General features: G+C 61.4%; 19 protein-coding genes and 1 tRNA gene. 6 read left to right on the top strand and 14 right to left on the bottom strand.

The window, feature by feature from the left end; genetic code table 11:
• Positions 1 to 124: 124 nt before the first annotated feature.
• Together ACYVHK_RS19420 and pssA are read right to left on the bottom strand one after the other, a co-directional pair.
• The gene (locus ACYVHK_RS19420; protein ID WP_460535524.1) at positions 125 to 1,651 is read right to left on the bottom strand and encodes a 2-isopropylmalate synthase; all 1,527 of its coding nucleotides are present in this window, start codon (positions 1,649 to 1,651) and stop codon (positions 125 to 127) included.
• A 214-nt stretch (positions 1,652 to 1,865) separates the two neighbouring features.
• Positions 1,866 to 2,609, bottom strand: coding sequence for a CDP-alcohol phosphatidyltransferase family protein (pssA, locus tag ACYVHK_RS19415; RefSeq protein WP_460535522.1), 744 nt, complete (start codon positions 2,607 to 2,609; stop codon positions 1,866 to 1,868).
• A gap of 145 nt (positions 2,610 to 2,754) precedes the next feature.
• On the opposite strand from pssA, the gene asd reads away from it, so the two are divergent.
• Entirely contained in the window at positions 2,755 to 3,609 is an 855-nt protein-coding gene (gene asd, locus ACYVHK_RS19410; RefSeq protein WP_460535520.1) for an archaetidylserine decarboxylase, read from the top strand.
• A gap of 82 nt (positions 3,610 to 3,691) precedes the next feature.
• On the opposite strand, the gene ilvC is transcribed toward asd, so the two are convergent.
• The 3 genes from ilvC to ACYVHK_RS19395 form a co-directional block, all read right to left on the bottom strand.
• A complete protein-coding gene (ilvC, locus tag ACYVHK_RS19405; RefSeq protein WP_460535518.1) occupies positions 3,692 to 4,708 on the bottom strand; it encodes an NADP-dependent ketol-acid reductoisomerase in 1,017 nt (338 codons plus the stop codon).
• Positions 4,709 to 4,771: 63 nt separating this feature from the next.
• A complete protein-coding gene (gene ilvN, locus ACYVHK_RS19400) occupies positions 4,772 to 5,263 on the bottom strand; it encodes an acetolactate synthase small subunit (RefSeq protein ID WP_331981310.1) in 492 nt (163 codons plus the stop codon).
• A gap of 13 nt (positions 5,264 to 5,276) precedes the next feature.
• Positions 5,277 to 7,037 carry an acetolactate synthase large subunit family protein gene (locus ACYVHK_RS19395; protein ID WP_460535516.1) on the bottom strand — a complete coding sequence of 587 codons (1,761 nt, stop codon included), beginning with the start codon at positions 7,035 to 7,037 and terminating at the stop codon, positions 5,277 to 5,279.
• Between the two features lie 487 nt (positions 7,038 to 7,524).
• Here ACYVHK_RS19395 and ACYVHK_RS19390 point away from each other — a divergent pair, with 487 nt between their 5' ends.
• From ACYVHK_RS19390 to ACYVHK_RS19375, 4 genes are all read left to right on the top strand, one after another.
• Complete coding sequence (locus tag ACYVHK_RS19390) at positions 7,525 to 8,094, top strand: RNA polymerase sigma factor (RefSeq protein WP_460535514.1); 570 nt, start codon at positions 7,525 to 7,527, stop codon at positions 8,092 to 8,094.
• Complete coding sequence (locus ACYVHK_RS19385; RefSeq protein WP_460535512.1) at positions 8,091 to 8,465, top strand: DUF3619 family protein; 375 nt, start codon at positions 8,091 to 8,093, stop codon at positions 8,463 to 8,465. Before ACYVHK_RS19390 ends, ACYVHK_RS19385 begins: the two co-directional genes overlap by 4 nt.
• Positions 8,465 to 8,866 carry a DUF3106 domain-containing protein gene (locus ACYVHK_RS19380; RefSeq protein ID WP_460535510.1) on the top strand — a complete coding sequence of 134 codons (402 nt, stop codon included), beginning with the start codon at positions 8,465 to 8,467 and terminating at the stop codon, positions 8,864 to 8,866. The genes ACYVHK_RS19385 and ACYVHK_RS19380 overlap by 1 nt, the downstream gene beginning before the upstream one ends.
• A 79-nt stretch (positions 8,867 to 8,945) precedes the next feature.
• Complete coding sequence (locus ACYVHK_RS19375) at positions 8,946 to 9,476, top strand: RDD family protein (protein WP_460535508.1); 531 nt, start codon at positions 8,946 to 8,948, stop codon at positions 9,474 to 9,476.
• Positions 9,477 to 9,484: 8 nt separating this feature from the next.
• On the opposite strand, the gene lnt is transcribed toward ACYVHK_RS19375, so the two are convergent.
• From lnt to ACYVHK_RS19330, 9 genes are all read right to left on the bottom strand, one after another.
• Positions 9,485 to 11,008 (bottom strand): apolipoprotein N-acyltransferase, encoded by a 1,524-nt coding sequence (gene lnt, locus ACYVHK_RS19370; protein ID WP_460535506.1) that lies wholly within the window; start codon positions 11,006 to 11,008, stop codon positions 9,485 to 9,487.
• Positions 11,005 to 11,880 carry an HlyC/CorC family transporter gene (locus tag ACYVHK_RS19365; protein WP_460535504.1) on the bottom strand — a complete coding sequence of 292 codons (876 nt, stop codon included), beginning with the start codon at positions 11,878 to 11,880 and terminating at the stop codon, positions 11,005 to 11,007. Before ACYVHK_RS19365 ends, lnt begins: the two co-directional genes overlap by 4 nt.
• A gap of 29 nt (positions 11,881 to 11,909) precedes the next feature.
• A complete protein-coding gene (gene gloA2, locus ACYVHK_RS19360; RefSeq protein WP_460535502.1) occupies positions 11,910 to 12,335 on the bottom strand; it encodes a VOC family protein in 426 nt (141 codons plus the stop codon).
• Positions 12,336 to 12,357: 22 nt separating this feature from the next.
• The gene (ybeY, locus tag ACYVHK_RS19355; RefSeq protein WP_460535953.1) at positions 12,358 to 12,873 is read right to left on the bottom strand and encodes an rRNA maturation RNase YbeY; all 516 of its coding nucleotides are present in this window, start codon (positions 12,871 to 12,873) and stop codon (positions 12,358 to 12,360) included.
• 214 nt (positions 12,874 to 13,087) lie between these two features.
• Positions 13,088 to 14,089, bottom strand: a complete 1,002-nt coding sequence (locus ACYVHK_RS19350) for a PhoH family protein (protein ID WP_460535500.1) — start codon at positions 14,087 to 14,089, stop codon at positions 13,088 to 13,090.
• Between the two features lie 131 nt (positions 14,090 to 14,220).
• Positions 14,221 to 14,685: a GNAT family N-acetyltransferase gene (locus tag ACYVHK_RS19345; protein ID WP_460535498.1), complete on the bottom strand. Its 465-nt coding sequence runs from the start codon at positions 14,683 to 14,685 to the stop codon at positions 14,221 to 14,223.
• On the bottom strand, positions 14,685 to 16,028 hold the full coding sequence (gene miaB, locus ACYVHK_RS19340; RefSeq protein ID WP_460535496.1) for a MiaB/RimO family radical SAM methylthiotransferase: 1,344 nt from the start codon (positions 16,026 to 16,028) through the stop codon (positions 14,685 to 14,687). The genes ACYVHK_RS19345 and miaB overlap by 1 nt, the downstream gene beginning before the upstream one ends.
• Positions 16,029 to 16,128: 100 nt before the next feature.
• Positions 16,129 to 16,205 (bottom strand) — tRNA-Met (locus ACYVHK_RS19335).
• Positions 16,206 to 16,295: 90 nt separating this feature from the next.
• Positions 16,296 to 17,450, bottom strand: coding sequence for a class I SAM-dependent methyltransferase (locus ACYVHK_RS19330; RefSeq protein WP_460535494.1), 1,155 nt, complete (start codon positions 17,448 to 17,450; stop codon positions 16,296 to 16,298).
• Positions 17,451 to 17,499: 49 nt separating this feature from the next.
• Here ACYVHK_RS19330 and ACYVHK_RS19325 point away from each other — a divergent pair, with 49 nt between their 5' ends.
• Positions 17,500 to 18,240, top strand: coding sequence for a pteridine reductase (locus ACYVHK_RS19325; RefSeq protein ID WP_460535492.1), 741 nt, complete (start codon positions 17,500 to 17,502; stop codon positions 18,238 to 18,240).
• Positions 18,241 to 18,282 lie beyond the last annotated feature (42 nt).

Here is an 18,282-nt window from a genome sequence, read left to right as displayed (position 1 = left end):
TCAGGTGAAACTTGCGATGACCTCGATGCGCATGAGCACCATGGGTGGCAGCGCGATGCATACACACAAAAAGAAAGCCCGCACTTTGGCGGGCTCGTTACCGATGGGGTACAGATATTGGCTATCAGACCTGCGGATGCGCCCTCACTTCATCGCTGATCACTCGGTTCAGCGCCGACAGATAGGCTTTAGCCGACGCAACGATGATGTCAGTGTCCGCGCCCTGCCCGTTCACAACCCGGCCATGTTGCTGCAGGCGCACCGTGACTTCGCCCTGGCTGTCCGTACCACTGGTGATGGCGTTGACTGAATACAGCAACAGGTCGCTACCGCTGTTCACCAGCGATTCGATGGCCTTGAAGGTGGCGTCCACCGGGCCGGAGCCGACCGCTTCGCCGGCACGTTCCTGACCGTCGTCCCCCAGCACCAGCTTGGCGCGGGGCAGTTCACCGGTTTCCGATACCACCTTGAGCGAGACCAGCTTGAAGCGTTCGGTCGCCACGGTGTCGCCAATAAGGGCGAACAGGTCTTCGTCGAAGATCTCCCGCTTCTTGTCGGCCAGCTCCTTGAAGCGTGCGAAGGCGGCATTGAGCGCCTCTTCGCCCTCGGGCTGTATGCCCAGCTCCTGCAGCCGGCTGCGGAAGGCATTGCGACCCGAGAGCTTGCCCAGGGTCAGCTTGTTCTGGCTCCAGCCAACCGACTCGGCCGACATGATCTCGTAGGTCTCGCGATGCTTGAGCACGCCGTCCTGATGGATGCCGGATTCGTGCGCAAAGGCATTGGCACCGACGATGGCCTTGTTGGGCTGCACCGGGTAGCCGGTCACCGTGGAGACGAGCTTGGAGGTCGGGACGATCTGCGTCGTATCGATCCGGGTTTCCAGGTCGAACACGTCGCGGCGGGTACGTACCGCCATGACGATCTCCTCCAGCGCAGCATTGCCGGCGCGCTCGCCCAGACCATTGATGGTGCACTCCACCTGGCGTGCACCGCCGAGAACGGCAGCCAGCGAGTTCGACACCGCCATGCCCAGGTCGTTATGGCAGTGCGCCGACCAGATCACCTGATCGGCATTGGCGGTGCCCTCGATCAGACGACGGAAGAATTCGGTCGTCAGGTAAGGCACGGCGTAGCCCACCGTATCGGGCACATTGATCGTACGGGCACCAGCCTTGATCACGGCGTCGAAGATGTGGCAGAGGAATTCCGGCTCGGAGCGCAGCGCGTCTTCGGCCGAGAATTCAACATCGTCGGTGTACTCGCGCGCGAGCTTCACCGCGGCAACCGCCGCCTCTACCACCTGCGCCGGCGCCATGCGCAGCTTCTTCTCCATATGGATGGGGCTGGTGGCGATGAAGGTATGGATACGGCCACGCGCCGCCGGCTTGATCGCCTCCCCGGCAGCACGGATATCGCGCTCATTGGCGCGGGCCAGCGAGCAGACGGTAGCGTCCTTGACCACCTCGGCGATGGCATGGATAGCCTCGGCATCGCCCGGACTGGCGGCGGCAAAACCGGCTTCGATGATGTCCACACCGAGCTTTTCCAGCTGCTTGGCAATGCGGATCTTCTCGTCCCGCGTCATGGAGGCACCTGGGCTCTGCTCACCATCGCGCAAGGTGGTATCAAAGATGTACAGCCGTTCGCTCATATTGTTGTCTCCAGTACGATGATATTCAGCAAAACAGCCGCCGGGCCATGAGGCCGGGCGGCTGTTTGATTGTTCTAGTTTGGGTCTGATGCAATGGCGCGATCAGCGCCAGGACTCAGGCAGCGGCCCGCAGGGACAGTATTCGGGGACTCATCACGATCGGGCTGCTCAAGAAAGGTACGGTCTGACAGAGTAGGAGTCTGTCCCGACGCGGTCAAGCCTTCTTTGCGCGCGCCAGGCGGGTCCAGATCGCCTGCACGTAGCCCGACAATCCGTAGGCGACGAACAGGCAGAACAGGGCCACCGGTGGGCTGGCTGCAATGGCGACGAGACCCAGGACGATGGGCAGCAGCACCACGAACGGCACGGTCTTGCGTACATTCACTTCCTTGAAGCTGTAGTAGCGCACATTGCTGACCATGGTCAGCCCGGCAAAGGCCGTCACCACCAGTGCAAGCCAGCGCAAGACCTCGCCCCCCCACTCCATTTCCAGCGATACCCAGACAAAGCCCGCGACCAGTGCTGCGGCAGTCGGCGAAGGCATACCCTGGAAATAGCGTTTGTCGGCGACCTCCAGCTGGGTATTGAAGCGTGCCAGCCGTAGCGCGGCGCCGGCACAGTAGATGAAGGCCACAATCCAGCCCAGTTTGCCAAAACCGCGCAGCATCCACTCATAGGACACCAGCGCCGGCGCAACGCCGAACGAAACCATGTCGGAGAGCGAATCGAATTCGGCGCCGAACGCGCTCTGGGTGTGGGTCATCCGCGCAACACGGCCGTCCATGCCATCGAGCACCATGGCGATGAAAATCGCCACGGCGGCGTATTCAAAGCGATGGTTCATCGCCTGCACGATCGCGTAGAAGCCCGCAAACAGGGCGGCCAAGGTGAAGCTGTTCGGTAGCAGGTAGATGCTCTGGCGGCGTAGATTCAGGGCGCGCTTGACGGGGGGATGCATGGTTTGGCCTCTTTCGGTTGGCCGGACTGATCAGCAGCAGGCGCAGGGCGATTCGGGGCCGCAATTTTAACCGAGCCCTTGCGCAACTGTCTTTGCATGTAGCCACTGCGTTAGAATGCGCAGCTTCACTTTATCGGGGTCGACCGTGTCCGAGCGGCTTTTTGTACTACTGCAATATGTCCTGCCCAAGCTGGTTCTTACCCGCCTGGCCGGCGCATTGGCGAACCGGCCGCAAAGCCCGCTGATCCTCTCGGTGATCCGTGCCTTTATCCGCCGCTACAACGTCAATATGGCCGAAGCGGCCAATCCGGAGCCGGCGAGCTACCAGAGCTTCAATGACTTCTTCACCCGTGCACTGAAGGACGGCGCGCGGCCGCTGGCACCCGCCGACTTGGTTTGCCCGGTAGATGGCGCCATCAGCCAGTTCGGGCCCATCGAGCGTGACCAGATCTTCCAGGCCAAGGGCCACCACTACTCGATCCAGGCGCTGGTGGGGGGCGACGCCGCCTTGGCACGCCAGTTCGATGACGGCCACTTCGCGACCATCTACCTGAGCCCGCGCGACTACCATCGTATCCACATGCCCTGCGAAGGCCGTCTGCTGCAGATGATCTATGTGCCGGGTGAGCTGTTCTCGGTCAATCCGGCCACGGCCCGTGGCGTACCGGGCCTGTTTGCCCGCAACGAACGGGTGGTATGCGTGTTCGAATCGGCCCGCGGGCCCTTTGTACTGACCCTGGTCGGCGCCACCATCGTTGGCAGCATGGCGACCCAATGGCACGGCGTGGTCAATCCGCCACGCCGTCACGCGGTGGAAGTATGGGACTACCGCGACCAGCAGATCGTGCTCAAACAAGGGGAAGAGATGGGCCGCTTCCTGCTCGGCTCCACGGTTGTCCTGCTGTTCCCCAAATCGGACCTGGCGTTCAGTAACACCTGGGCACCTGCCGGTGGCGTACGGCTGGGCGAGAAGATGGCCGACTGGCCCTCGAGCCACTGATTCGACGCGCTATCGACCGTGTCGATGGCGAAATAAAAAGGCCGGCTAAGCCGGCCTTTTCTATTGCAGCGACAAGCTACGATCAGTTCTTGCTCTGATCCACCAGCTTGTTGGCCTTGATCCACGGCATCATGTCGCGCAGTTGTTCGCCGACCACTTCGATCGGGTGCGCGGCGTTCAGGCGACGACGTGCCGTCATCGACGGATAGTTGGTCTTGCCTTCCAGGATGAACTGCTTGGCGTATTCACCGGTCTGGATGCGCTTGAGGGCATTGCGCATGGCAGCGCGCGACTGCTCGTTGATGACCTCGGTACCGGTCACGTACTCGCCGAACTCCGCGTTGTTGGAGATCGAGTAGTTCATGTTGGCGATGCCACCTTCGTACATCAGGTCGACGATCAGCTTCAGCTCGTGCAGGCATTCGAAATAGGCCATTTCCGGCGCGTAGCCGGCTTCGGTCAGGGTCTCGAAACCCATCTTCACCAGCTCCACCGCACCGCCGCACAGCACGGCCTGCTCGCCGAACAGGTCGGTCTCGGTTTCTTCACGGAAGTTGGTCTCGATCACACCACCCTTGGTGCCGCCATTGGCAGCGGCATAGGACAGCGCCAGATCACGCGCCTTGCCCGACTTGTCCTGGTAGACGGCGATCAGGGACGGCACACCGCCGCCACGCTTGTATTCGGAGCGGACGGTATGGCCCGGGCCCTTGGGAGCGACCATGATCACGTCGAGGTCGGCACGCGGCACGATCTGGTTGTAATGGATGTTGAAACCGTGGGCAAAGGCCAGGACAGCACCTTGCTTGATGTTCGGCTCGATATCGTGCTTGTAGACGTCGGGCTGGCTCTCGTCCGGCAACAGGATCATCACCACGTCGGCGCTCTTGACCGCATCGCCCACTTCCTTGACCGCGAGGCCGGCGTTCTCGGCCTTGCTCCAGGACGCCCCGCCCTTGCGCAGGCCGATCGTCACGTTGACGCCGGAGTCCTTCAGGTTCAGCGCATGGGCGTGGCCCTGCGAGCCGTAGCCCACGATGGTCACTTGCTTGCCCTTGATCAAGGAGATGTCGGCGTCTTTATCGTAGAAAACTTTCATTGCTTTATTCCTTTGTATGCTTGGGGAGGGCCGGTGGCGCAGTCGGCACACCGGCCTGTGTCATCAGATTTTCAGTATGCGTTCGCCACGGCCGATACCGGAAGCACCGGTACGGACGGTTTCGAGGATCAGCGTGCGATCGACCCCGTCGATGAAGGCGTCGAGCTTGGAGCTCTCACCGGTCAGCTCGATGGTGTAGGTCTTCTCGGTCACGTCGAGGATACGGCCGCGGAAAATATCGGCCATCCGCTTCATTTCCTCGCGGTCCTTGCCGGTCGCGCGCACCTTGATCAGCATCAGCTCGCGCTCGACATGATCGGACTCGTTCAGGTCGATGACCTTGACCACCTCGATCAGCTTGTTGAGCTGCTTGGTGATCTGTTCGATCACGTCGTCCGAACCGCTGGTGACGATGGTCATCCGCGACAGGGTCGGGTCTTCCGTTGTCGATACCGTCAGGGAATCGATGTTATAGCCACGGGCCGAAAACAGACCCACCACCCGGCTCAAGGCGCCGGCTTCGTTTTCCAGCAGGATGGAAAGAATATGTCGCATGTCTCTCTCCTCCTTAGCTCAGGTTGCCATAGTCGCGCTCTTTGGCGACGGTGCCTTGTTGCAGGTGGCGCATATGCGGCGGCAAGTCCATCTGGCTGAGGCCGCGGTTGTTCTGCACCATGGGGAAGACGTTCTCGGTCTGGTCGGTGATGAAATCCATGAACACCAATCGGTCCTTGAGACGCATTGCCTCGCGCAGCGCCGGTTCTACATCGGCTGGCCGCTCGATCTTCATGCCGACGTGGCCATAGGCCTCCGCCAGCTTGACGAAGTCGGGCAAGGCATCCATGTAGGATTCGGCGTAGCGGTTGCCGTAGAAGAACTCCTGCCACTGCCGCACCATGCCCAGGTAGCGGTTGTTCAGGTTCACGATCTTCACCGGCACGTGGTACTGCTTGCAGGTCGACAATTCCTGGATGTTCATCTGGATCGATGCTTCACCGGTGATGCAGGCAACCGTATCGTGCGGGTTGGCCAGCTGCACACCCATGGCGGCCGGCAGGCCGAAACCCATGGTGCCGAGACCACCAGAGTTGATCCAGCGACGCGGCTTGTTGAACTGGTAGTACTGGGCCGCCCACATCTGGTGCTGACCCACGTCCGAGGTCACGAAGGCGTCGCCGCCGGTCACCTCGAGCAGTTTCTGCACCACGAACTGCGGCTTGATGATGTCGCTGCCCATGTCGAACTTGAGGCAGTCGTGACCGCGCCATTCTTCGATCTGCCGCCACCAGCCGGCCAGATGGTCGGCATTCGGCCGGGCACCGGACTGACGCAGCAGGGCCAGCATCTCGTCGAGCACATCGCGCACATTGCCGACGATGGGGATGTCGACCTTGACGCGCTTGGCGATCGAGGACGGATCGATATCGATATGGACGATCTTTTTCGGGGCGGACAGGAAGTGCGACGGTACCGAGATGACCCGGTCGTCAAAGCGGGCACCCACGGCGATCAGCACATCGCAGTGCTGCATGGCCATATTGGCTTCATACAGGCCGTGCATGCCCAGCATGCCGAGGTTCTGTGGGTCGGTCCCCGGGAAGGCGCCCAAGCCCATCAGGGTATTGGTCGCCGGTACGCCCAGCATCTTGACCAGCTCGGTCACCTGTTCGGATGCATTGGACAGCACAGCGCCGCCACCGATGTAGATCAGCGGTCGCTTGGCCTCGTTGAGCAGGTTGACGGCCTTCTTGATCTGGCCGGGATGCCCCTTGGATGGCGGATTGTACGAACGCAGGCTGACCGATTGCGGGTACTGGAATTCCGCCTTGGCCAAGGTGATGTCCTTGGGGATATCCACGATCACCGGGCCGGGACGGCCGGTAGTCGCGATATAGAAGGCCTTCTTCATGGCACTGGCGATGTCGCGCACATCCTTCACCAGGATGTTGTGCTTCACGCAGGGCCGGGTGATGCCGACCATGTCGACTTCCTGGAAGGCATCGAGCCCGATGGCGGGTGTCGGCACCTGGCCGGAGATCACCACCAGCGGGATGGAGTCCATATAGGCGGTGGCGATGCCGGTAATGGCATTGGTCGCACCGGGGCCGGACGTGACGAGTGCTACCCCAACCTTGTGGCTGGAGCGCGAATAGCCATCGGCGGCGTGTACGGCGGCCTGTTCATGGCGCACCAGCACATGCTTGAACTTGTCTTGCTTGAAAATAGCGTCGTAGATTTCGAGGACAGCGCCACCCGGGTAGCCGAAGACGAATTCAACGCCTTCTTCTTGCAAACAACGGATGACGATTTCCGCACCGGAGATTTCCATAATGTCTTCCTTGGTAAAGGGGACACAAAACAGACCGCAGCGTCGCGTGGTAAACAGCCAGACTCGGAATCAACCCGCACATCCGTGCAGGCGGGTATGCGCATCCGCCGTCCTGGAAAAGACGCCGAACCGCCGTACCGTTACCGGAACGACTGCGAAGCAGTAACACCTGCTTCACACCAACTTGAAACGCATACTGTGATCTGCAACCAATGCAGCAAAAAAAGCCTGTAGGACTTTCAACCGGCGCGCATAGCTGCGCGCCTAAGCCAACCGGGCTGTCATCGCACCTTGCTTGTGGCAGGCGGATGAACATCGAGACATGCTGCCGATGTGGTGCCTGCAAGTGAGTCGCTGGCGGGCACCGTCCGTGGCGGAGAGGATTGCGTGAACATAGCCGACCGGCCATCGCTCGGTCAAGTGCCGCAATGCAACAAGGACGGTAGCTTTGCTATCATTCGCGCGCACCGATACCCATGGACCCATCTTGACCGCCCCGGAACCACTGTCTCAATTCCTTGCCGAAGCCGAACGCCGCGCCTTTCGCCAGGCCATGTTCGCCGTGCAGAATGAGGACACCGCACTGGATCTGGTTCAGGACGCGATGCTCAAACTCGCGGAACACTACGCCGATCGGCCGGCCGACGAATGGCCTATGCTGTTCCAGCGCATACTGCAGAACGCGATCCGCGACCACTATCGCCGTACCAAGGTTCGTTCCTTGTGGGTCAGCCTGCTGTCGGCACTGGCGCCAGGCAAGGATGCCGATGAGGAAATCGATCCGCTGGATACCCTGCAGGTGGAGGCCAGCAGCGAAGCGTTGCAGGCGCCTGACGAGCAGGCCGAACGACGCAGTACCCGGCGCGTGATCGATGAATGCATTGCAAAATTACCTTTGCGTCAACGCCAGGCCTTCCTGCTGCGTTACATGGAGGAACTGGATGTTGCCCAGACCGCTGCCGCCATGGGGTGCTCGGAAGGCAGCGTCAAAACACATTGCTCCCGTGCCTGCCACACCCTGGCAAACTGGCTGAAGGAAAAAGGGGTAGGGCTATGACCCACCAGATCGATACCGAACGCGTTGCCCGGGAAGTTGGCCGGGACCTGGCCGAGCTTCCGCTGACCTTGCGTCAGCAGACGCGCCTTGCGGCTGCCCGTGAACAGGCGCTGGCCAAGGCAGGCAGTACTTCCTCGGTCGGCATTTTCGCGGGCCTGCTGACGTGGCGACTGCACCACCCGGTGGGTGCGCGTCGTTTCGGCCAGGCAGCCTGGGTGGCCGTCATGCTGATGGCGGGGCTGGTGCTGTGGCACAGCCAGCCGGACTCCTTTATCGACGACGATGTGGACACCCAGTTGCTGGCGGATGAAGTACCGATCGAGGCCTGGCTATCCGAACAGGCCGACATGCCTGGACAAGGTCAGTCTTGATGCGGTTGCGCGCCCTGGTTCTTGCCTTGCTTGCGGCCCTGCAGCTGAACGCCTGGGCGGCGGCCGAGCCTACGGTGCCCGCATGGACAGCCTTGTCACCGGCACAGCGCAGCGTACTTGCCCCGCTGGCCGAGGACTGGAACGGTTACTCGGCAGGCCAGCGCAAGCATCTGGTTATCCTGGCCAACCGCTATCCCAGCCTCTCGCAGGATGAGCGCGGCCGTATCGACATGCGACTGAAGAACTGGGCCAGCCTGACCAAGGCCGAGCGAGAGAAAGCGCGCGATAACTACAAGAAGGTCCAAAAACTGCCGCCCGAGCAACGTGCCGTGGTGAAGGAAAAGCTCAAGCAGGCCCAGGCCGCGCCACCGGCAGCTACCGCCCCCAGCACCACACCGTAGTCAAAACCACTGGCTAAAACTGGCGGTATCCCTGCCGAGGCCGTATCGTGGCGGCCTCACTCTCCTGCTGTTATCCGTCATGCCGATAGAACACCCGCTGGCCCCGCTTTGGCGCCGACTCGTTGCCTTGTGTTATGAAAGCCTGCTGCTGTGCGCCGTACTGCTGGTCAGTGGCGGCGCCTATCAGCTGCTGCTCGGCGGCGCGGGCATCCCCGCCACCGAGATTGCAGCCTCGCCACTATGGCGCAATCTGATGGGGGCTTACTGGGTTGCGATCCTGTATGGCTACTATGCCTGGTGTTGGGGTCGAGGCGGGCAGACGCTGGCGATGAAGACCTGGCGACTGCAACTGCGCAGCGCAGATCATCAATTACCCGGCGCCCGTGCCATCACGATCCGGTTCATCATCGCCCTGCTGGTCTACCTGCCACCCCTGCCGCTCTGGTACTACAGCAAGCATGTGCCGCAGATGAAGTGGCTGTTCTGGATCTCGTGCGTATTGGCAGCCCTGCCCTGGCTCTGGGCCATGCTGGACAAGCAGAAACAGACACTACATGACCGGCTTGCCGGCACGCAGATCGTCCTTCTGCCCGTCTCCCGCGTCGACTAAGCCAACACTCAGTCCCGGCGCCTCAGATACAAGCCCGCGCCCAGCCCCATCACGGCCAGCAGCAAGGCCGCCATATTGCCCCAGCGCATGTACGGCGTTTCGCCGTGCTGACCCTGGACCTTGGCATACAGGATGCCTTCTACCCGTTCAGGCAGCTTGGCCTGATAGTAACCGTGCTGATCAATGGCGGCCGTTGTGCCGCTATTGGTGGCGCGCAACATCGGCCGGCCGGTCTCGATGGCACGCGCCTGGCTGATCTGCCCATGCTGGGCGAGCGCCACGGAACCGTCGAACCAGGCCAGGTTGGACAGATTGAGCAGGATGGTTGCCTGGCGAGCATTGGGCAGCAGCTCCTCGCCAAACACGTCCTCATAGCAGATGTTGGCAGCCACGCGCTGATCGTGCACCTGCAGGGGCTTTTGCACCGGGCCTCCCGAACTGAAGTCCGCCAACGGCATCTGCAGCAGGTTGTCGTAGACCCAGCTGATCAACGGCCGCATGGGGACAAACTCCCCGAACGGCACGAGGTGCGCCTTGTAGTTGGCGGGTCGGTCCGGGTCCGTCAGCAGGACGGCACCGTTGTAATAACGCTGGCTCTTGGCATCCAGCCGCGGCACACCGGCAATCAGGGCGGCGTTCTGCTGCTTGGCGAGCGCCAGCATGGCGGGTAAGTATTCCGGCCAGTAGGTGTCGACATCATGCAGGAAGATAGGCAAAGCCGTCTCTGGCAGGACCAGCAGGTCGGCCTTCGCCTCCTTGACCATACGGTAGTAGGTATTGAGGTTGTAGAGCAGGTCCTCCATGCCCCACTTGCGATTCTGCGGGATGGCACCTTGCAGCAGGGCGACCTTGAGCGGCTTGCCCTGCGGCTCGGTCCACTCGACCTGCTTGAGTCCCCAACCGACCAGGCATAGCACCAAGGCGGCGACCACGGCCAGCCCGCCGAGTCGATCGAAACGCCTGCCCATCAGCCAGGCGACAAGCCCCGCCAACACGGCAATCAGGCCGCCGATGCCATAGATACCCAGCAAGGGGGCATAGCCGGCCAAGGGACCATTCGGTATCTGGCTGTAGCCAACCGAGGCCCAGGGAAAGCCAGTAAACAGCCAGCCTCGCAACCACTCACTCAGTAGCCAGCACGCCGGCAGCGCGGCCAGCAGCAAGGCACTGCGTGAACGGCCGGCAAGATGCTTGGCCAGCCAGGCGACCAATGCCGGATAGAGCCCCAGGAACGCGGCCAGGCCCAACACGGCCAGCACCGCCAGGATGGCGGGCATGCCGCCATAGGTGTGCAGGCTGATGTAGATCCAGTGGATGGTGCCGCTGAAATAACCAAGGCCCCACGCCCAGGCCACCAAGGCGGCACGCCGCGGCGTGGCGGCGACATCCACCAGGCCGAACAGCAAGGCCAGCGAGACCAGGATCAGGGGCCAGAAGTAGAACGGCGCAAAGGCGAACACCGCGATCGCGCCGATCAGGGCCGGCGGCAACAGGCCAGCGGCCAGTCGCAAGGCCGTACGGGTGCGACTCACGCCGCTTCAGCCAGCTGCTGGGCCGCTTCACGCTCGACCAGAAGACTATGGATGCGACGGCTGTCCGCGCGCAGCACCTGGAAATGGTAGCCGCCAAAACTCAGCGCATCGCCGCGCTTGGGTACGCGGCCAAATTCCGCCACCACCAGACCACCCACGGTATCGATATCGGTGTCGCTATAGCCCGCCCCAACAGCATCGTTGAAATCGGCCACCGGCGTCATCGCCTTGACCCGCCAGCGTCCCTGCCGATCCTGGATAATGTTGTCTTCGGTCTCATCGAAGTCGTACTCGTCTTCAATATCGCCAACGATCTGCTCAACGACATCCTCGATGGTCACCAGGCCCGCGACGCCGCCGTACTCGTCGACCACCACGGCCAGATGATTGCGGTTGGCCCGAAACTCCTTGAGCAGGACATTGAGGCGCTTGGATTCGGGAATGAACACCGCGGGTCGCAGCATGTCACGTACCGCAAACGTGTGGCCGGCGTAGTAACGCAGCAGGTCCTTGGCCAGCAGAATGCCAAGGATGTTGTCCTTGCTGCCTTCGTAGACCGGGAACCGCGAATGCCCGGTCTCGATGATATAGGGGATGAACTGCTCAGGCGGGTCGTTGACGTCGATGACGTCCATCTTGCTGCGGGGGATCATGACGTCGCGTACCTGCAGGTCGCCGACCTGCAGCACACCCTCGATCATCGCGAGCGCATCGGCATCCAGCAGATGCCGCTCAAAGGCGGAGTGCAACAGCTCGACCAGCTCTTCGCGGTCTTCCGGCTCTCGCAGCAGGAAGGCGGTCAGGCGCTCCAGCCAATTGGGTTTGTGATGGTTGTTTTGCTTGGCCGACGAGCGACTAGAGGGTAAGTCCATGGGTTTTGGAGAAGGTGGCAGTTAGGGGATTATAGCCGGCGTTCATCACCGGGAAGTGACGGTGACAACGCCTTTAGTTCATAGAACTCGATCGGCAGTCCATCCGGATCGGCGCAGAAGGTAAAACGGGCATCGGTGTATTCATCGATGCGTATCGGTTCAAACGCGACACCATGGGCCGACAGACGGCCCAGCATGGTGTCAAGATCGCGCACCCGGAACGCCAGATGGCGCAGGCCGCGCGCCTCAGGCCGGCTTGGCCGGGCTGGCGCAGCGGGGAAAGTAAACAGCTCGAGCTGCCCCCCGTCGGGCAAGCGTACATCGACCTTCCAGGAGTCCCGCTCTGCCCGATAGTGGGCGGCAATCTCTTCACCACCCAGCGCGTCCAGATAAAAACGGCGAGCGGCCGTCAGGTCGGACACGATGATGGCTACGTGATGGAAACCGTCGATCATGGGAGGGTCCTGATACCGGCGCTCAGTCCGAGTCCGGTGCACCTTTCTCGATCAGATAGGGGTCGGGATAGCCAAGCGTCTGCAGTATGGCGGTTTCGAGTGCCTCCATGGCATCGCCTTCGACGTCATCCATATGGTCATAGCCCTGCAAGTGCAGCACGCCATGCACGACCAGATGCGCCCAGTGTGCTTCCAGCGTCTTGCCTTGCTCGGCGGCCTCGCGCTCAACCACCGGCGCGCACAGCACCAGGTCACCCATCACGACGTTATCCATGCCTGGTACCGGCTCACCTTCATTAAAGGCAAAGCTCAGCACATTGGTGGGATAGTCCTTGCCGCGATAGTCACGATTCAGGGCGCGGCCCTCGTCCTCGTCGACCACTCGCAACGTGATCGAGGCATCCAGTCCGGCTTCCATCGCAGCGGCGGCCCATTGCTTCATCAGCTTCTTGGCCGGCACGCCCTTGGGCTTGTAGGCATATTGCACACTGACGTCGAGTGACGCCGGCACAAGGTCCGGCATCTCGCTGATCGCCATTTCGTCGCGCTCGACAGCGACGCGGATGGCGTTGGCCGCACCTGGCCGAAGCACGAGACGCACCGGCACGTGCTCGTCGGCGGGCGTGCCGATCAGCACGCCATCTTCGTCGGCCAAGAGCTGCAGTTCGCTGCCATCGCCCAGCACCAGGCGCAGTGCCTCGGCCTTGATCTTGCGTTGCTTACCATCAGCATCGACGGCGTACACTTCCAGCTTACTCATGACTGTTTCCTGTCTGACCGGGCGCTTTGTCCCGGGTAATCGCGCTGTCGCGCTTTTCATAAGCATCGACGATCTTCTGTACCAGCGGATGACGAACCACGTCGTCGCTCTTGAAGAAATGCAGGGCGATGCCGCGGACATTCTGCAGCACCGTCTGGGCATCGATCAGCCCCGACTTCTGATGCTTGGCCAGGTCGATCTGGGTCACGTCACCGGTCACGACCGCCTTGGAACCGAAACCGATACGCGTCAGGAACATCTTCATTTGCTCAGGCGTGGTGTTCTGGGCCTCGTCGAGAATGATGAAAGCGTGGTTCAGGGTACGGCCACGCATGAAGGCCAGCGGCGCGACTTCGATGATGCCGCGCTCGAACAGCTTGGTCACCTTCTCGAACCCCATCAGATCGTACAAGGCATCGTAGAGTGGCCGCAGATAAGGGTCGACCTTCTGCACCAGGTCACCCGGCAGAAAGCCGAGGCGCTCGCCGGCTTCCACGGCGGGCCGCACCAGCACCAGCCGCTTGACCAGATCCCGCTCCAGCGCATCAACCGCGCTGGCAACCGCCAGATAGGTCTTGCCGGTGCCGGCAGGGCCGATGCCGAAGGTGATGTCGTGTTCCTGGATCGCCCGCAGGTAGTGGTTCTGCCGCGGCGTGCGGCCGCGCAGGTCGGCGCGCTTGGTCAGCAATTTCGGCATGCCGTCTTCGCTGACCTCGTCGGCGGGATGCGCAAGTTCGATCAGGCCCAGCTGGATTTCCTCGATCTCGACCGGCCGGCGGGAGATGGCATAGAAACGCTCCAGCAGCTCTGCCGCCAATTTGGTCTGGGCAATGCGGCCCGAGATGCTGAAGTGCTCGCCACGACGGGCAATATCCACCTCCAGGCCGGTTTCGATCTGGCGCAGGTTCTCATCCAGCGCACCGCACAGATTGGCGAGGCGGCCGTTGTCGATCGGTTCAAAACTCAGTTCGCGTGTGGCGTGGCGCGTGGTCATGTCATCCTTGATCTTGAATTATTGCCACCACCTCACCGTGGCTGTCGGGCCGCAAGCAAAGCGCCTTCAACACGTCGATGCCGCATCGCACCTGGCTAGGTCAGGCGAGGACCAGACGGCAGAGTCCCGCATTACTTTAGCCTTTTCTCATGGCTGCGCTGCGGATGGCCTATGATGCGGCGATAGCCGTGACTCTCATAGAAGTGCATGGCAGGCACTGCATTGGTATAGAGCACCAGCCGTTTGAAATGTTGCATGGCGTGTTGTTCGATCACGGCCAAGAGTGCATGGCCCACGCCATGGCTGCGCGCATCGGGATGCACGTAGACGCGACGAACCCGACCTAGCGTGTCATCGTCACAATCGCGATTCAGTCCGCCGATACCGACCAGGCGGTCATCGATCCATACGGCAAAGAAGGCCTCGCCCTCCTGGTCGAAACGGTTGTCGCCGCAACACCAGTCCGCTCTCAGGCGGGCTAGGAAGCGGAAACCCTCCGCCTCTCCGAGTACGCACAGGTCTTCGATACCGGCGGGCAGATCCATGACGCGCTCGACGCGCAGGCCATCCACCCGCAACTGATCGGCCGATTCCATCAAGCAGCAACCGTCTCGCGGGTGACGATCTCGCCACGCAAACTATGCGGCATCGCTTCGGTAATCAGCACCTCGGCAAACTGATTGAGCAAACGGTCGTTGCCGACGAAGTTGACGATACGGTTGTTGTCAGTGCGACCGGCCAGTTCGCTCGCGTCCTTACGGGCACGCCCTTCGACCAGCACACGCTGGATGGTACCCACCATGCGGCGGTTTTCCTCCTGGGCGAATTCCTCGATCCGGGCCTGCAGCCGCATCAGACGCTTGACCTTGTCTTCATGGCTGACGTCATCCGGCAGATCGGCCGCCGGCGTACCGGGACGACGGCTGTAGATAAAACTGAAGCTCGCATCGAAGCGCACGTCTTCAATCAGCTTCATGGTGCGCTCGAAGTCATCATCGGTCTCCCCAGGGAAGCCGACGATGAAGTCACTGGACAGACAGATATCCGGCCGCGCTTCGCGCAGCTTACGGACGATAGCCTTGAACTCCAGCGTGGTGTAGCCACGCTTCATGTTCACCAGGGTACGATCCGAACCTGCCTGTACCGGCAAATGCAGATGCGACACCAGCTTGGGCAGATGCTTGTAGCAATCGATCAGCCGCTGGGTCATTTCCTTGGGGTGGCTGGTCGTATAGCGGATGCGCTCGATACCGGGAATTTCATGCACGTATTCCAGCAGCAAGGCGAAGTCGGCGATCTCGCCGTCTTCCATCTTGCCGAGATAGGCATTCACGTTCTGACCAAGCAGGGTCACTTCCTTGACACCTTGCTGTGCAAGGCCGGCGACTTCGATCAACACGTCCTCAAAGGGACGGCTGACCTCCTGCCCGCGGGTATAGGGCACCACGCAGAAGGAGCAGAACTTGGAGCAGCCTTCCATGATGGAGACGAAAGCAGTGCCGCCTTCGACACGCGCCGGCGGCAGGTGGTCGAATTTTTCGATCTCGGGAAAGGAGATATCGACTTGCGACGCACCGGTGGCGCGCTTCTGGGCGATCAGTTCAGGTAACCGGTGCAAGGTCTGCGGACCAAACACGACGTCCACATACGGCGCGCGCTTGACGATGGCTTCACCCTCCTGGGAGGCCACGCAACCACCGACGCCGATCACCAGATTGGGATTCAGCAGCTTGAGCTCGCGCACCCGACCGAGATCCGAGAACACCTTCTCCTGCGCCTTTTCGCGCACAGAACAGGTATTGAACAAGATCACATCGGCTTCTTCAGGGTTGTCCGTCTTGGTCAAACCTTCCGCAGCGTTCAACACGTCTACCATCTTGTCCGAGTCGTACTCGTTCATCTGGCAGCCAAAGGTTTTGATGAAGACTTTCTTGCTCACGCTAATCCACCCTGAAATCAAGGCCTTATAGTACGCCTTGCAGAACGAAAGCGCATAAGGCAAAAGCCCGTCGCCTTACGGCAACGGGCTTCTATAAACCTGGTGGCTATGACTGGATTTGAACCAGTGACCCCAGCATTATGAGTGCTGTGCTCTAACCAACTGAGCTACATAGCCAACAAAGAGGGCGCGATTATCCTTAGCGAACCTCTCGGCGTCAATACCCGAATGTGAAATTGATGCAGAGAGTTGCCATCAACCAACGGACTAGAGCCCTCCGGAGCGGTCGTCCCGACGGAAACCCGGCAGCAATGCCGGCAAAGCCAAACCCTTGGAGAAGCCGATCACCTTGAACAACTCGCCCATCTCCGCGGGGCTCAGCAGCTTCTGCACTGCAGCCGCCGCTTTGAAATAGGATGGCGTGTCCGGGTCAAGCCCGGCCATCCGCTCCAGAATACCGGCATCGATCAGGAAGGAGGCCTGCGAGGTATAGCCCTCAAGCTGCCAACCCGCCTGCTCGGCGGCCTGGTAGATGGCCGAGAAATCGACATGGGTAGTGATGTCCTCCAGCCCGGGTTGGTGGAAAGGATCGTCGTGACTGTGGTGCCGGTAATGGCACATCAGCGTGCCCTTGTGACGCTGCGGGTGGTAATACTCCGCCGCCACAAAGCCATAGTCCGGCAGGATCAGCGCGCCTCGCAAAACAGAGGCCGCCAGGCTGGCCACAAAGGCCTGAGCCTCCCACTGCAACTCCGTGACATAGCCATCCGGCAGCGTCAGCCCCGCCAGTACACCAAGGCGGGAAACATCATCCAGCGGTCGATCCTGCCACCCAAGACCATCGTCACCCCAGGTCACCCCCCGCTCGAGCCACACGCCTTCCTGCTGGTGCAGCACCATGCAGGGCATGGCATCGAGCACTTCGTTGCCCACGATGCAACCCACAAAATCCTGCGGCAGCGCACCGAGCCACTCGACCCGATCCTGCAAGGCTGGTGCAAGTTGCGACAAAGTCTCGCGCTGCCGCTCAGCCAGTTCACCGGATAACTCCAGTATCAGATAGCGGCGCGGCAATTGCTCCAGCCGCGCCAGCTCCAGCAGCAGATCCGCCGCCAGCCGCCCGCTCCCAGCCCCAACCTCCAGTACATCCCCTTGCGTCTGGGCCAGCACCTGCGCTACCGGCTGCGCGAGGCTCTGCGCAAATAGCGGCGAGAGCTCCGGCGCCGTCACAAAATCGCCCGCCTCGCCGAACTTGCGGCTACCGCCACTGTAATAACCCAGCCCCGGCGAATAGAGGGCCAGTCGCATATAGTCTGCAAACGACAACCAACCGCCGGCAACTGCGATCTGTGCGCGGATGAGGGCCTGCAGGGATAGGCTGGCAGCGAGCTGCGCCGCATCGGGCACCGGAAGGGAAGTCATATGTTAGATTCGCAGGGATTCAAGGCAGGCAGTTTAGCGAGGGCCAGACATGCAAGGCAAAGTAGTGTTGGTAACCGGTGGTGCAAAGCGGGTGGGCGCCAGTATCGTCAGGCGCCTGCATGGCGCCGGCTGGAACGTGATGCTGCATTATCGCAGCTCTGGCAAGGAAGCCCGCACCCTGGCAGCGGAACTGAACCTGCAACGTCCTCAGTCGGTCGCCCTGACCCAGGCCGACCTGCTCAATATCGCCGGCCTGCCGGTACTGGTACAGCAGACCATCAGCCAGTTCGGCCGGCTGGATGCACTGATCAACAATGCGTCGAGCTTCTTCCCCACGCCGGTTGGTGACATTGGTGAAGACAGTTGGACAGACCTGATCGGCAGCAATGTCAAAGCACCGTTGTTCCTCTCGCAGGCCGCCGCACCGGAATTGAAGAAGACCCAGGGCTGCATCGTCAGCATCGCCGACATCCTGGTCGACCGCCCGATGCGCCACCATGCGGTCTATACGATAGGCAAGGCTGGCGTGGTGGCCATGACCCGAGCCCTGGCGCGGGACCTGGCGCCCGAAGTCCGGGTCAACGCCGTCGCACCGGGCGCCAACGTCTGGCCCGACGATGAGTCGGTATTCGACGAAGTTCACCGCCAGCGCATCATCAGCAGCATTCCGCTCAGGCGCGTGGGAGAGCCGGACGACCTGGCACGCACCATCCAGTTCCTCGTCGAAGATGCGCCTTATATTACCGGCCAGATTATCAATGTCGATGGCGGCCGCAGCGTCTATCTTTAAAGCCTATCTTGAAAAAACCTTGTAAAATCACGCCCTTTTCGC

The sequence above is a fragment of the Chitinimonas naiadis genome, from assembly GCF_054780835.1.
This window is presented reverse-complemented; position numbering and strand designations above follow the sequence as displayed.